Source organism: Candidatus Bathyarchaeia archaeon (assembly GCA_035935655.1).
Lineage (GTDB): Archaea > Thermoproteota > Bathyarchaeia > 40CM-2-53-6 > 40CM-2-53-6 > 40CM-2-53-6.
Genome location: DASYWW010000040.1, coordinates 1 through 13,358 on the forward strand (window position 1 = coordinate 1; position 13,358 = coordinate 13,358).

At 52.3% G+C, this 13,358-nt stretch carries 15 protein-coding genes; 6 read left to right on the forward strand and 9 right to left on the reverse strand.

What is annotated here, in order from left to right:
* The 4 genes from VGS11_07665 to VGS11_07680 form a co-directional block, all read right to left on the reverse strand.
* Nucleotides 1–344, reverse strand: a 344-nt coding sequence (locus VGS11_07665; GenBank protein HEV2119960.1) for a cation transporter, incomplete at its 3' end; no start/stop codon positions are given.
* Nucleotides 345–571: 227 nt separating this feature from the next.
* A complete protein-coding gene (locus tag VGS11_07670; GenBank protein HEV2119961.1) occupies nt 572–853 on the reverse strand; it encodes a thioredoxin family protein in 282 nt (93 codons plus the stop codon).
* Nucleotides 854–878: 25 nt separating this feature from the next.
* A complete protein-coding gene (locus tag VGS11_07675) occupies nt 879–1,295 on the reverse strand; it encodes an arsenate reductase ArsC (GenBank protein ID HEV2119962.1) in 417 nt (138 codons plus the stop codon).
* On the reverse strand, nt 1,261–1,992 hold the full coding sequence (locus tag VGS11_07680; protein ID HEV2119963.1) for an aquaporin: 732 nt from the start codon (nt 1,990–1,992) through the stop codon (nt 1,261–1,263). Before VGS11_07680 ends, VGS11_07675 begins: the two co-directional genes overlap by 35 nt.
* Before the next feature lie 551 nt (nt 1,993–2,543).
* Here VGS11_07680 and VGS11_07685 point away from each other — a divergent pair.
* Both VGS11_07685 and VGS11_07690 read left to right on the forward strand, forming a co-directional pair.
* Entirely contained in the window at nt 2,544–3,410 is an 867-nt protein-coding gene (locus tag VGS11_07685) for an LLM class flavin-dependent oxidoreductase (GenBank protein ID HEV2119964.1), read from the forward strand.
* 543 nt (nt 3,411–3,953) lie between these two features.
* Nucleotides 3,954–4,499: a dihydrofolate reductase family protein gene (locus tag VGS11_07690; GenBank protein HEV2119965.1), complete on the forward strand. Its 546-nt coding sequence runs from the start codon at nt 3,954–3,956 to the stop codon at nt 4,497–4,499.
* Between the two features lie 221 nt (nt 4,500–4,720).
* On the opposite strand, the gene VGS11_07695 is transcribed toward VGS11_07690, so the two are convergent.
* The 4 genes from VGS11_07695 to VGS11_07710 all read right to left on the reverse strand — a co-directional run bounded on the left by VGS11_07695 (nt 4,721) and on the right by VGS11_07710 (nt 10,132).
* Nucleotides 4,721–7,048 carry a S8 family serine peptidase gene (locus VGS11_07695; protein ID HEV2119966.1) on the reverse strand — a complete coding sequence of 776 codons (2,328 nt, stop codon included), beginning with the start codon at nt 7,046–7,048 and terminating at the stop codon, nt 4,721–4,723.
* Nucleotides 7,049–7,738: 690 nt separating this feature from the next.
* Nucleotides 7,739–9,421, reverse strand: a complete 1,683-nt coding sequence (locus VGS11_07700) for a winged helix-turn-helix domain-containing protein (GenBank protein ID HEV2119967.1) — start codon at nt 9,419–9,421, stop codon at nt 7,739–7,741.
* A 345-nt stretch (nt 9,422–9,766) separates the two neighbouring features.
* On the reverse strand, nt 9,767–9,961 hold the full coding sequence (locus VGS11_07705) for a hypothetical protein (protein ID HEV2119968.1): 195 nt from the start codon (nt 9,959–9,961) through the stop codon (nt 9,767–9,769).
* Between the two features lie 15 nt (nt 9,962–9,976).
* Complete coding sequence (locus VGS11_07710) at nt 9,977–10,132, reverse strand: hypothetical protein (GenBank protein ID HEV2119969.1); 156 nt, start codon at nt 10,130–10,132, stop codon at nt 9,977–9,979.
* Here VGS11_07710 and VGS11_07715 point away from each other — a divergent pair.
* Nucleotides 10,131–10,757: a hypothetical protein gene (locus tag VGS11_07715; protein HEV2119970.1), complete on the forward strand. Its 627-nt coding sequence runs from the start codon at nt 10,131–10,133 to the stop codon at nt 10,755–10,757. The genes VGS11_07710 and VGS11_07715 overlap by 2 nt on opposite strands.
* Nucleotides 10,754–11,392 carry a bifunctional DNA primase/polymerase gene (locus VGS11_07720; GenBank protein ID HEV2119971.1) on the forward strand — a complete coding sequence of 213 codons (639 nt, stop codon included), beginning with the start codon at nt 10,754–10,756 and terminating at the stop codon, nt 11,390–11,392. The genes VGS11_07715 and VGS11_07720 overlap by 4 nt, the downstream gene beginning before the upstream one ends.
* A 27-nt stretch (nt 11,393–11,419) precedes the next feature.
* Here VGS11_07720 and VGS11_07725 read toward each other — a convergent pair whose 3' ends face one another.
* Nucleotides 11,420–11,605 carry a hypothetical protein gene (locus VGS11_07725; protein ID HEV2119972.1) on the reverse strand — a complete coding sequence of 62 codons (186 nt, stop codon included), beginning with the start codon at nt 11,603–11,605 and terminating at the stop codon, nt 11,420–11,422.
* 348 nt (nt 11,606–11,953) lie between these two features.
* Between VGS11_07725 and VGS11_07730 the strand changes: the two genes are divergently transcribed.
* Together VGS11_07730 and VGS11_07735 are read left to right on the forward strand one after the other, a co-directional pair.
* Entirely contained in the window at nt 11,954–12,550 is a 597-nt protein-coding gene (locus VGS11_07730; protein HEV2119973.1) for a cation transporter, read from the forward strand.
* 105 nt (nt 12,551–12,655) lie between these two features.
* Nucleotides 12,656–13,354, forward strand: coding sequence for a chlorite dismutase family protein (locus VGS11_07735; protein ID HEV2119974.1), 699 nt, complete (start codon nt 12,656–12,658; stop codon nt 13,352–13,354).
* Nucleotides 13,355–13,358: the final 4 nt, after the last annotated feature.

Below are 13,358 nucleotides of genomic sequence, written 5' to 3' on the forward strand. Positions count from 1 at the left end.
AAAGACCTCGTTTCCTTGCCTATCTTTTTCTTCTGAACGTAGAGATAGGGCATCACGATAACTGCGCCGACTGCTATGGCGATTCCGAGTAGCGATGCTTCGGGCTTCAATCCTGTGCTGTACGAAAATGCTGCGCCCAATCCAATAGTGGATATAAGAGCGAAGAGGAGGGCGCTTGTGAATTGTTCCGTCTTCTTGCTGTGCACTCCACTGCTACTACCTGAGGATTCCCTTCGTAAGCCCATCAACACTGCGATGCCGGAAATCAGTTCTATCAGACTGTCGCCCCCGAAGGCCAACAGGGCGAAACTTCCGGCAATCAATCCAAATCCAATTGACCCCAAGACTTCAATCATCATCCATATTGAACTAATGTATTCGATCCTGATTCCGTTTCCAATTCTCGCTCGTCTCCATGATAGATGGGCAACATTGCAGCAACACGAACCACAGTTAGAGCAATCCCCAGGAGTCCGGCAGCTTTCACATGATGTCTCTGCACAACCGCAAGTCTGGCATGATGAAGATGGAAGAGAAGATGCTCCGAATGCCAAGGGGAAACTGTGCCTAACTACACTTCGAGAGAAATGGTCAGAGGATAGCGATTCTTGAAGTGAGCATACGTTTCGTCACTACAGACGAACGGAATATCGGGCTTCCCTTCAATCTTGACCTCACCGTCAATCACTACAGTGGGAACGACCCTTGCCGCATATTGTCGAGCCGCCGGCGGATTCTGGGACATGTCGTACGTAACCATCTGACACCCCGCACACTTACCGGCTTCAATCTCATCAACTACGGACTTGCACAAGGGACAGTTACCGGTGAAAATCTCTATCCGATGTGGCATACAACAAAGAAGCGTTGAGGAGTTCTTATCCTTTGATTCGTTTGAGCGACTTTACTAGGCCGGCGACTTTGTTTTCTATTTCGTCCCTTATCTCTCGGACTTCATCTATCCGCTTGCCCCTGGGGTCTTCGAGGTGCCAATCAATTAGCTTCTTTTGCATTTGTGCTATCATGGGTCGAGGGCAGACTTCCTCAACAGAACAGCCCATTGTCACAACAAGACTGGCTCTCTCAATCATTTCGGCGGTTAGGATCTTCGGGTTCTTGGTTGAAAGGTCAATCGCCTTCTCTCGCATGACTTCGACGACGGCGGGATTTATTGATCTTGCGGGCTGAGTTCCCGCACTCTGAGCTGTCAGACCGTGTTTTCTCGCAAATGCTTCAGCCATCTGGCTTCGTCCGGCGTTCTCAACGCATACAAACAATACGCTCTCCTCTGCCATCTTTCCCTCTCGCATAGTTTTGAATCGTCTTGAATAAGAACGCTCCAACTACGCCCCCAGTCAATGGTCCTATCCAGTATACGTAGTGGTACGCGAAGTAGCCGGACGCCGTGGACGGTCCAAAACTCCTTGCCGGATTGAAAGAGGCACCTGTCAATGGACCTATGAGCAGTATCAAAATGAATAGAGTTGTTCCCACAAGGAAAGCTTGTCGTTTAAGACCTTCAACATGAGTTGCCGTGAGAAGAACAACTAGGGAAAGTGAGAGGGTTCCAACCGCCTCAAGAAATATTCCGGCAAAAGGACCGATCCCGGTCGCGAGGTTGGTAGAGCCGAAATAGGTTGCCGAGTCAAGGGATTGAAACAGGAGTCGGAGGGTCAACCCAGCAAGCAACCCGCCCAATATCTGGAAACCGACATACGGTATCAGAAGCCTCTGGCGAATCACTCCGGCAAAGGCATGAGCGACCGTTATCGCTGGGTTGATGTGAGTCGAATACTTACCCAATGTCCCTATGATTACTGCAACGGTGCACCCGAATGACAATCCAACGATTGTCAGTGCTATCAACGGGCTCAGATTTGGAAAAAGAGAGACCGCAATGACCATTCCAGGACCGATTAGAACCAGTAGGTAGGTGCCAACAAGCTCAGAGAGACACTCTCTCTTGCATTCACTACATGGATAGGAGTTCAGTTCCTGTAACCCGAGATAATTGGCTTGAGTCCGCTACCTTTATTCCCTGTCCGGAGCCTAGGTCATTTTTGAGGTTCGATTGGTTGCACTGTCAAAACCATCCGACAGTCTTTGAGTCATCACAGCCGTCCTTTCCTTTGACTACATTCTGAGGATTAAAGCCTGCGTACCAGTGCATGGATCCAAGAGGTTAATTGACGAGCCTTGGCAGAACTGAAACTTCGACTCAGCGGTGCCCCCTACGTTGGGCCGAACTGGCCGTCCCTTGTTACGATTAATGTGAATCACTCGCACCCTTGCATCGACTAACGCGAATTAATCATGACGGATTTTGTTCCTAAGGGTCCACCTGCAACCTCCAGCCCAAACAGGGAATCGAACCCGATTGTTGTGTTGATACCGTGCGCGGGAGCTGGTGCTCGGCGGGGTGGATCAAGGAGAGACAAGAGCTCCATTCAACGAGAAGGAGATCCAGACTCAGTCATCGGGGCCTTCTAAGGTGGTCCTTAATTGTCGCTTTGCGGAGTAGTTGAGAGGAGGTCACTTTCTCTTTGAGATTCATTCTCTCCGGGATAGGTAACTGGTACTCGGGCTGGAAGTTGATGGAAGAGGCGGTCCCAGAGGCTGAAAGGCTCGGATTCTACGGCTTCGTGATGCCTGACCATTACATGTGGGGACCCGGGGCAGGTGGCGATTCCACCGTTGATACTTGGATAGCTCTCAGCTTCCTAGCGTCCCGCACCGAAAGGATTCGCTTAGGGACTCTTGTGACACCCATCTCATTTCGCCCACCGGGTATGCTGGCAAAGATGGTAGCGACTCTCGACGTGCTCTCGCATGGTCGTACGATTCTGGGAGTAGGGGCAGGCTGGTCTCAGACCGAGTTCGAGGGCTACGGTGAGTGGTATGAGCCTAGGGTCAGAGTGGAAAGGGCGAAGGAAGGACTAAGCCTGATCCTGAAACTCTGGCTGGAAGACAAGGTCAACTTCCATGGCAAATACTACCAGGCCAAGAATGCGGTCCTGGAGCCAAAGCCAGTGCAGAAACCCTACCCACCACTCCTATTCGGAGGGTTCAGCAGGCGTATGCTTCGAATGGCCGGCGAATACGGGGATATCTGCTTTGTCTGCCCATGGATAGAGAAAGTCTCCTACCAAGAGGCGAAGGATATTGTCCTCAAAGCAGCTAGAAGGCATTCTAGGCAGGACAAGATACGATTCGCCCAGGGCGGCGACGCGACCGTGCCAATCGCCGACCATTACGATTCCAAAACTTACACGACCAAAGTGGAAGAGGCGCAGCAGAACGGCAACGAATACTTTGTCGTCCCCTTCCCCCGCGAGACCTACCTAGCTTCAATGAGGGACTTTGCCAAGAACGTTATGCCATCATTCAACGCTCCCACGCTTCTCGCGTAAGAGTGCCAGATCTGTCTTATTTCGACACCCTCAGCGACCCAATGCGTCAAGAACTATGCTTGCGCAGCAGACGCGAATGCCACTCGGATCAAGATTCTCGCATCCCTACACGAAGCTAGATCCAATTCCTTCCGAGATCTGACGAAGTCGGAATGGGACGGGCCGGTAATTGTACATCACTCAGATGAGCCTCAAACTGCCGGAGTTGTCGTAAACGGTCTAATCCCGAGCCAACCTCTTCGTAATACAGGATGCACGAAGTCACTGCATTTGGCAAAGAGATGCTCAAGACCCTGCAAATTCCTCGCCGCCATTGGAATGATTATTTCCGTTCTATCCGCAGTGACGTCCACCGAGAAATCCTAGGCTAGTCATTAGGGTACGTCGCTAGATACTCTGCGAAGGCGCTTCTACAATCCCAATCTACCTCATCCTAATACTTACACTCGTCCACTGAAACAATCCACAGAAGAAAACCACCAGCACCCACCAAAGCCTAAATTATCCGGTTCCGAACCCGCCTCCTCGTAACGTGACCTGTCTATGTCGCGATTGGCTGCAACCCTGTTCATGTCTTTAGACGGCGTAGTCGAGTCGCCGGAGAAGTGGTCTTTTGCATACTGGAACGAGGAGGTCGGCAAGTTCAAGCATGAGGAGACATTCGCCTCCGACGCACTCCTCCTTGGAAGGGTGACCTACGAGGGCTTCGCTGCTGCCTGGCCCAGCCGGAAGGACCCCGAAGGGTTTGCGGATCGGTTCAACAGCATGCCCAAGCATGTCGCCTCCAGGACCTTGAAGAAGCTCGAATGGAACAACTCCCACCTGATTAAAGGTGACCTTGCGGCCGAGGTCTCGAGACTGAAACAACGGCCTGGCCAAGACATCGTTATCCACGGCTCACCCGGCCTCATTCGCTCCCTGATGCCGCACGACATCATCGACGAGTACCGCCTCCTAGTCTACCCGCTCATCCTGGGAAACGGAAAGAGGCTCTTCGATGTGACGAGCCAGGAGCACCTTAAGCTTGTCGAATCCAAGACGTTTGATACTGGAGTCGTCAAGCTAGTCTACCGTTCGACAGGTAGGTGAGCACCGAGAGTTTAGACTCGAAGAAAGCCCGCGGCAAATAATCTGACCTGCCAACAGAATCACCATTTTTCCATGACTTGTCGATCAGCAAATCGCCTTTCTCCAACCACGAATTCACGTTCGTGTAGGCCCTTTCTACCCGTGCAACAAGAGTGAAAGAGTAACGTCTATCGTAATTGTTCGAGAAGTAAGAAAATAGAGGGGAGAGCTCTCAGTGTATTTTACTGGAGCTCTGGTACTGTCTCGGTTAATGGCGCGTTTGGCAGGGCCGCCTGCATTGCAGTCTGCTCGGTCTGTAATGCTGACACCGTAGCTGGATCGGTTGTCGTCCCTAGGAGTGCTTGTATCTGCGCGAGTCTTGCGTTGAGGTCGGATTGGGTGGTTACGAATGCACCGCGTATCTCGATGATGTTGCCGTTGCTGTCCACGATTACGATCTGGACTACTTGTATGACTGTGCTGGCTGGCTGGGTGATATGGGCTGAGATGCTTGTTGCTCCCGCTGCGGCGATCGGTATCACGGTGATGATGGTTCCATCGTTGGATTGGAGGACAGCCTCTTCTTGGCCTTGCATTCCGCCCTGCTCGTTGTCGTTGACTTCAACGTCATGACCGTTGTCCATGTGGGCCTTCGCTTTGGCCGGATAGTTCACATCCACGGTGATGGTTGAGGTCTGCGGATTGTTGAAGTTGAGTACTTGGATCGTCCATGTTCCCGAGTTGAAGCCGGGGTTGTTGAAACTGGCGATGTAGGCGGCGCCTTTGATAACGATTGTCGAGCTTATCGCTCCCTCTGTGCCTATCGTGGTTCCCGGAAACCGATCAGCAACATCCGTATCGTTGGGTCCGTAGACACTGATCTGCCATTGGAGCGGTGTTGCCGGAGTCGTCCAGCTGACATTGATGGTCATGTTCAGGGCGCCGGTGAAGACGGGGACGCTGCCATCCTGCCAGTTGTCGGTTACTGCAACTGCTCCGCCGATGAACTGTTTGTAGATGAACCTCTGGTCACCGAAAGCTTGGATTCTGGTCTGGATGGGAGTAAAGGCTTGGCCTTGTGCCGCTTTGACCGCGCTGAGAGCGTTGACGTATCCAGTTCCAACTTGGAATGGAAGATATCCTAGCATGGGGTCAGTTGTGCCTTTCATTGTGGCCTTGAGCGCGTCAGGAGTCAGAGACGGTTTCGCTGACAGGACCAAGGCGGCGACGCCTGCGGCCATCGGGGAGGCGGCGCTTGTTCCACCGAAGGTGGTGTAGTAGGGCTGGTAGGCTAGTGGAATATTTCCAGTGTCAGAGGGCGCGCTAAGTGGACAGTCTACAGTGCAGCTTGTGTCTTTCGTTGATATGACGTTCATTCCGGGCGCAACTAGGTCAGGTTGCTGCTCGGACATGTTGGTACAACCTGGAGAGGTGGTGTTCGTGCATCCGCGGCTGGAGAAGTCGGTGAGACCCTTGGACTCAGTTCCGGCTCCGACGGATATTACCCAGGAAGGTTCTGAGTATGGATTTATTGTGGGGTGTCCTGGGCCCGAGTTTCCGGCCGCGAAGAAGACTGCGATGCCGGCGTCGTGGGCTGCTTTTGTCGCAGTGTTGATTGGGCTACCGCTTCTACATGAATTGTAGTCAGGAGGGCCTGTTCCCCCGGAGCAATCGAAGGTGGTTCCCCAGCTGTTGCTCACAATCCGAATATTGTACTGCACGCGGTGGGCGAGGATGTAGTTGTAGCTAGCTATTGCGTGGAAGACAAAGTCCACGTCTCCTGCCCCTAGAGCGATTATGTTCGCCTGGGGTGCCGCGCCTTTGTATATTCCCATGGACCCGTCGCCTGTTCCTGCGACGAGGCCGGCGGTGCTGGTTCCGTGGCCGCTTGACGTGTCGGTGTTGATCTGGTTTTCAGCGTAAAACTGATCCGGACCAACTGGCTGGTTCAGTACGATCTCACCGATGGTGAAGACTTTGACATTCTGGATCACGCGATAGGGAGCTTTTGGAGGAGGTGGCGTCAGAGAGGTGGTGGTGGGGGTGAAGCTGTAGCCTAGTGATGGGTTCGAAGCGTCTACGCCAGTGTCGATGAGTGCTACCCCGATTCCTTGACCTTGGAACCCTAGGCTCCAAGCTGCGGGAACGTGCATTATGTCATTCCACCAAGAGTGCTGGACAGGCACCTCGCCAAAGTTATGCGTGGTGGTCTGGACCTGGGCTTGATAGTGGAGCTGTCGATTGGCCCAGAGCGAGACGACTCCCGGGTAGTTGGCGAGGTTAGTGAGGTTGCCGTAGTTTGAGACCGCGAGGATCATAGGAAGCTCGGTCATGGGGGCATCGATGCGCGAGTATCGCATGATGGCTCGTGCATCAGCTGATGTTGGAATATGATCTAGGATGATGATGACCTCAGCCTTGGCATTCGGAGCGGAAGTGGACGCACTGGTTGCCAGTAAGGAGTCAATAATTGGAGAGGCTCTGGCAATACCAGGGTGAATTGGTGTGGCGAGTGACGCTAGCGACAGTGCAACTAGTAATGGTGCTACGATTACGAGTGTTCGCTTCATGCTCGCTTGCATGAAAATGGCCGCTTATATCGGATGTTCCGCCACGAAATATTTTCTAGCCGCGATATGTTCACGGTTCGATATTCTCGAATACCGATATATCGCCCATAAACTGCTTAACAGGTAGGTGGCATACCCGCAATGAGGCCAGTCCCAGTACAGAGATCGCCAACCGTCTCAGCGACGTAAGAGCCGGTCATCGCGCGCTTGCCACTCCGGTCTTCCCGCGCTCGTCGTTGATTAGTGGCGGGGAATCTTGATTGGTATGCAGGGTTCTGTCAAGTCTTCGGTTGTTCGAGGACTAGACTTGCTCTCATCGACTCTAGGGATTGCCGTCGTCGTCGGGTTCCCCTTCATTGCTTCACCTGAGAGCCCTTGCGCCTCAGAAGCACAAGACCGCTTCTTGGCAGGGAACGGTCGAACCTCAACCGCCCCCTCACGCCTGTAGCGTGGTAGCTTGGCCAGTTGCCAGGCAGAGATTTTACGGTGGGTCAACCGACCCCTTATCCCGGTTAACGCCTCTCACGTGGTCGGAGTCCCTCCCCTCATCCCAGCGCGATAGGCTCATACGACGACCGCCTATCGTGTAATGAGTCGTTCCCCGAAGATTACAGTTAGAGCGGACCGAAACTACGACCAAACTGCAAGAGTTGACCATGCCTCCTGATGTAAGCTGCTGGAAATCTCCGATTAAGGCGGGCTGAGTATCAGATTCTTGTTGCGGGGTTGCTTCTTGAGTTTCCGTTCTTTGATGAGCGCTTGGATTCTGTTTCTCAGGTGAGATTCGGGAAAGTCGAGCTGCTTCTTGATCTCTTCTACAGTGGAGGCGCCTCGTCCGACCGATTCCAGAATCCCCGTGTCGATGCAGTGTTGGAGGAGGCGCCGGTGTATGGGGACTCGGATTTTCTCTCTCTCGTGGAGGATTTCTAGGTTGTCGAGGATTGTGAAGCAGAAGTGCGTCCCTGTAATCCTCTCCTCGTTCCAGTACGTCTCCAGAATCAGGCTCCAGTCTGGTCTTGTTCTCCTGATTATGATTGCTATGTCATCTATGTCGCCGGCTCGATCGGTGATGCTCTTGAAGAGGAGGACGTCGTCGAGTGAGACGAGCTTGAGTCGGAGCTTCTCGAATCTCACCTCTTCTGTTCTATCCTTCATCTCGTCGGTGAGAACAAACTTTCCAAGGACCTTCTTTGTGAACAGGTCGACCCTCGGATAGTTCTCCGCCACGAATATTCCACTTGGTTCGAGGCGCCGGTCTTGGGTGCCCATCTCTTTCTCTGCTATTCGTCTGAAGCCGAGCGCGGTCAAGGTTCTAACGATTCGTTGGAAATCGTCTGCGTCTTCCAGGATCAAGTTGATGTCTTTGGTCTGGGCCTTGAGACCTCTCAGGAGCATGTTACCGCCCCCGAACAGATAGGCTGTTGTTGGAGTGCTGATCCGTGCTCCGACCTGGTTTAGCAGGGATCTGCTCGAGTCTGCCCCTTGCATCTTCGGCACCTTCAGCCCATATAGCTCAGCCTTCTCCATGTATTCCTTCCATGGCAGAAATCTCTCCGGGTTCTCTGGAGGCATGCCCTCGGCGAGTCTGCTAATGTCCATCCAGTCTTGAAGGATATTCCAGTCGGCTGCGAGCCCGCGGGTCCTGTCTGGGTCAAGTTTTGTCCTGTTCTTCGCAGCGAATATGGCGCAGATGGTTCTGTCTGTCCGGGTCTCGGACGAGGCGAGAGCCTGTATTAGTGTGGATTCGAGGTTCGGCTCTTGAGGGGGGTCTACGTAGTAGTCGTACGGGCTGGAGTATTCCAGTCCGTATCTTGGGAATAGGGAGAAGCCCGCGAGGCTTCCCCTCGCGTGGATCCCCCTAATTACTCGTTTGAGCAGGCGGCCCTTTGAGGTCTTCAGCACGGTCGCGAAGGGTTCAGCCGTTTCCGTTTTTTCTTCGCGAGCCAGTATTCCTGAGAGGCTGGTTAGCTCTGGATCATCGACGAGCCTGTACAGGCGATCATTTCTTGTTATCGCTCCGAGTTCTGACAGTTTCTGTAGGGCGGGGTAGACTGCCGACTGGGAGAGTCCAGTTTCTGTCGCAATTGCTTGTGCTGATTTCGGCTCTAGCAGTCTGTAGAAGATTTTTCCCTGCGCGTCCGGGAGGAGTGTTTCCAGATTGTATCTTCCGCAGAGCCTCTTGACGAGTTCCGCCTTTGCAGTCTTTGCCAGCTGCAGTGTTCTACCTTTCCGTTCAGCATATCCCTGCTCGACCAGTTCTCGGGCGATGGCCGCTGTGCGGCTATAGCTCATCCCCAGCCCTCTCACCAGTTCTTCCAGGCTGTACTCTCTGCCTGTCAGAAGCTTGAGGGTCCTCGCCGACGTTGTATTCAAAGGAGCAATTACACTATTACAGTAATACTATATAAGGACTGTCGTTTAAACGTAATAAAATGCTCCGGACTTGCGGAGCAGGCACACCCGAAAAACACTTCAACCATGAAAATGATAGCGCTAGTCATCCGGCTCTTGCATGCCGCTTCTTGTCATGGAACGAGGTCGAATCCCGCATGCGCAATGCAAGACCAAGACAAGTATTCTGACGGTTTTTTGGTCCGGCTTAGTGACACTCTTACCGTGGAATAGAACCTAACCAGTATCCGACTCGAAGTTCTCGGCTGGCGGCTTGTCTCCCAGAGGCGTGTCCGGGTAACAATACGGGTAAGCTCGTCTGTCGCATTACAGCGAACTCTGACGGTTTGGGAATACTGAGAGGGTGGAAAGATGCCAGGTCGGAATAAACCGCTTTCCTACCGTGAGCTGATGAGGCGTGGTATTCTTGGCTCCGAGAGCTCTGATGAAGGAGACGAACTGGACGTTGAGCATGCTCAGATAAACAGTGACAGACTCGACGAGGCTCACTACCATCAGCACGGAGGGCGACATTTCCTAGATGTCATTGAAGGACAGTACTGCGGAAAGCTCTTCGAAGGAGAGATCACGGTAGATCATTTTCTCCAGGCTATGGACGATTACGTTCACTCTCATCAGTCTGGTAGCCGGGGATACCAGAGACGGCGTGAGGCCGACCACATAGTCAAGCATGTCCTTTCGAGTTACCACCCTACTCGAAGAGGCTGACATTTTGGACCTCCAGTCGAAGAAACAAGAAGGCTTCCCAATAACAGAGAATGAGATCATCTTACCGGAAGGTAAAGCGCACCACATAGTTTTGACCGAGGAAGAGAAGGCCAAGTGTCGAGAAATATCGAAGAAGATCATGGAGGAGGATCAACGGCTCGGAGCCCAGCCCAGTCGAGGTTCAAAGGACCCCGAGATTCTGCTCGCTGCCAATTATCGTGGGATCTGTGCAGAACTCGCCGTTAGCAGACTCTATCCGGGATCGATCCCTGAAAACTTCAGAATCGATTTCTCAAAACCACACCCTATCGGCGGCCCTGACATTATACTACCTAACGGACAATCCATCCAGGTGAAATCCACTCAGGTATATTCCGCGAAAGAAATCATCGTTGACCCGTGCAAAGTTGGACCCGAAAGAAAATGGCGCTTCTGCGACTACACCTACGTCGTATACTATCGCGATAGAGACCTGCAGATCGTCACATTTGTCCCGCTGAGCGAGCTCAAGGAGTCTCCTAAGGTTGGATTTGGAAGACTGCTCAGACTTCCCTATGAAAAGTTCTGGAAAGGAAGAATTGACAAATGAGCATCGACACGCAGCCGCGCTCCGATTCTGACCTTGATCTCGCTTCTAGAAACGCAGACTTTCGTGCATACGACGAGAAGAAATCTTGGCCCCCAGAAAAATGGCTGGATCTCTACATGAACGAGGGTCTCCGGATAATTCCATTGAATGGAGCCCATGATGCTGAGGTTTACAACCCGAAGAAACCCGGCTATCCAAAATGGCAGAAATACGTTCCAAGTCGAAACGAGCTGGTCGACGCCATCCACCTCGGAAAAATGTGGGGATGCGTCTGCGGCTCCGTCTCAGGCAACCTCTCCGTGGTCGACTATGATCTAGATGATATTCTCGGTTCTAGAGAGGCTGCAATAGGCTGGAGAAAGGAGAACATTCCGCTCCTTCGCAGCCTCCAGACGCTCGTCACCTTTACTCCTAGCGGAGGATTTCATGTCTGGCTCAGAACAGAGAAGCCTAGACCCGAAGCTAAAGTCATATTGCAAGTCACTCGACTGATTCCCTTTGAGATGGACTTGGTCCGTGGAGAAGCATCACAAGTCGTTGTTCCTCCATCCAAGCTCAAAGACGTCGGCAACTACTGGTTCATGGATGACTCAAGGATCCGACGACGAGGAAAATTGGGAATACGACAGATCTAGCCCTCTATCACCACTTCCTCCCCTTACCTAAGGTATTTTCTTATCCATCTGAGTTCGCCGGTACGTCTTGATTGCAACTATTTTCGGACATCTCTTGTAGTCGAAGATGTCTTCGATGGAAACTGTAAAGATAGATGAAGTGCGTTCGAGCATCGGTGGACTCAACGCGCGACCGCAAGCTATTGACTCGACGCTGGGACTCATACGGATCATCTTATGGCCCGACTCTGATATAGATGAAGATAGCATCTAGCACCTGTCCTGCGGATCAGGCCAGGACAAGTTCCAATCTATCTGGAGGAGCCGCTTCCGCCAGTGTCAGGACGATGTCCTTTGCGGATGCACGGAATATGGATGGAGCTGCGGAAGGACGGCGTTGACTAAATAAGGCGACGGCGAGGGTTGACACAAGGTTTTCCCATGGCACTCGGAGCATCTTTTTCATCATCATGCCAAACGTGCGGTTGTGCCCCAGCCTCATGTGAGAGCTGCCAGACCCCCACGGACTGCTCCAACTGTGCCTCGTGCTGCTGCGATTCTACTCATCAATCATGGAGGCAATTGAGAATCAGAAATGGAATCAAGATCGAATACGTCAGTTCGATCTGGATGACGATTGAAGTTCTGGGGTCGGTTGGATTCGGCCTGATTGCCGGAAGCTTCGCTTTATTGGCGTTCGGGGGCGATAGTCTGGTAGAACTGATCTCTGGCATCGCAGTCTTGACAGGTTTGCGGAGGAACTCCTCTAGCAGTAGTAACACCGACGGAATGCGCAGCAAGAAAACGGAACAATTCACAAGCGGGCTACTCTTCGCTCTCATCCCCGTGATTGGATTAGGCGCAATCTATTCTTACATTAAGGGATTGAAGCCAGAGGGCTCGCCACTCGGAATAGCGATTGCTATAGGGGCAGTTGTCGTGATGCCCTATCTCTACCTTGAGAAGAAAAAGATAGGCAGGGAGACCCGGTCGCTGCCTCTCTCGATCGACGCCATAGAGTCGGTGACCTGCCTCTTCATGGCCATCGCTCTTCTAGGTGGCCTTCTTGCAGAATACTTCCTGGGGCTCTGGTGGGCTGATTATCTAGCGACTGGAGTCATAATCGGATTTGTGGCTAGAGAAACTGTTGAATCATACCACGAACTCCATGAAGACTGAGGGAAAACGGCCGTTCTGTCGATTTTCAACGTTAGTATATGCTGACTAAAGCAACATGCTAGCTTCTTTCAAATAGAGGCAACCCTATAACCTCGCGAACTATCTATGACACTCCAGACGACGACTCCGGCAGTCCAGCAGAAGACGGGTTACAGCTTCGTCAAGTACACTTTCTTCAAGCTCGACCCGGCCTGGAGAAAACTATCATCTCAAGAGCGAGAATCCTCAAAGAAGCAGTTCCTCTCGTCTCTAAGCGAAACGGGGGAGAAGATTCGCCCCCGATCATATTCTCTAGTCGGAACTAGAGGAGATGTTGACTTCATGCTGTGGACCATCACCGACTCTCTGGAGACCATCCAACGTATTCACTCCGACTTCCTAAAGACTGAGCTTGGAAAGTATCTCTCTACACCTTACTCGTACCTGAGCATGCTGCGTCCGTCAGAGTATTTCGGAAGACCCTCCGAGAAGGAGCCCGTCGGTTCGAGATACCTCTTCGTCTATCCCTTCACCAAGAAGAGAGAATGGTACAGCGTGCCATTCGAGGAGAGAAGAAGAATGATGAAGGATCACGTGCAAGCTGGCCAGAAATATCCCTCGGTGACGATACACACGTCCTACTCGTTCGGTATAGACGATTACGAGTTCATACTCTCATTCGAAACGGATCACCCAGAAGACTTCCTCAATCTGGTCATGCATCTCCGAACTACTGAGGCGAGTAAGTACACGGCCCTGGAGACTCCCATTTTTACCTGTATCAACGTTGAACCCGAGAAAATGTTAGACCTTCTCGGCTCGTAACACG

What these genes read in the sequence shown, in the direction of transcription:
- VGS11_07735 (HEV2119974.1), top strand. Translation starts at nt 12,656, where the DNA reads ATGACACTCCAGACGACGACTCCGGCAGTCCAGCAGAAGACGGGTTAC.
- VGS11_07725 (HEV2119972.1), bottom strand. Translation starts at nt 11,605, where the DNA reads ATGATCCGTATGAGTCCCAGCGTCGAGTCAATAGCTTGCGGTCGCGCG.
- VGS11_07670 (HEV2119961.1), bottom strand. Translation starts at nt 853, where the DNA reads ATGCCACATCGGATAGAGATTTTCACCGGTAACTGTCCCTTGTGCAAG.
- VGS11_07690 (HEV2119965.1), top strand. Translation starts at nt 3,954, where the DNA reads ATGTCGCGATTGGCTGCAACCCTGTTCATGTCTTTAGACGGCGTAGTC.
- VGS11_07720 (HEV2119971.1), top strand. Translation starts at nt 10,754, where the DNA reads ATGAGCATCGACACGCAGCCGCGCTCCGATTCTGACCTTGATCTCGCT.
- VGS11_07675 (HEV2119962.1), bottom strand. Translation starts at nt 1,295, where the DNA reads ATGGCAGAGGAGAGCGTATTGTTTGTATGCGTTGAGAACGCCGGACGA.
- VGS11_07710 (HEV2119969.1), bottom strand. Translation starts at nt 10,132, where the DNA reads ATGCTTGACTATGTGGTCGGCCTCACGCCGTCTCTGGTATCCCCGGCT.
- VGS11_07695 (HEV2119966.1), bottom strand. Translation starts at nt 7,048, where the DNA reads ATGAAGCGAACACTCGTAATCGTAGCACCATTACTAGTTGCACTGTCG.
- VGS11_07715 (HEV2119970.1), top strand. Translation starts at nt 10,131, where the DNA reads ATGTCCTTTCGAGTTACCACCCTACTCGAAGAGGCTGACATTTTGGAC.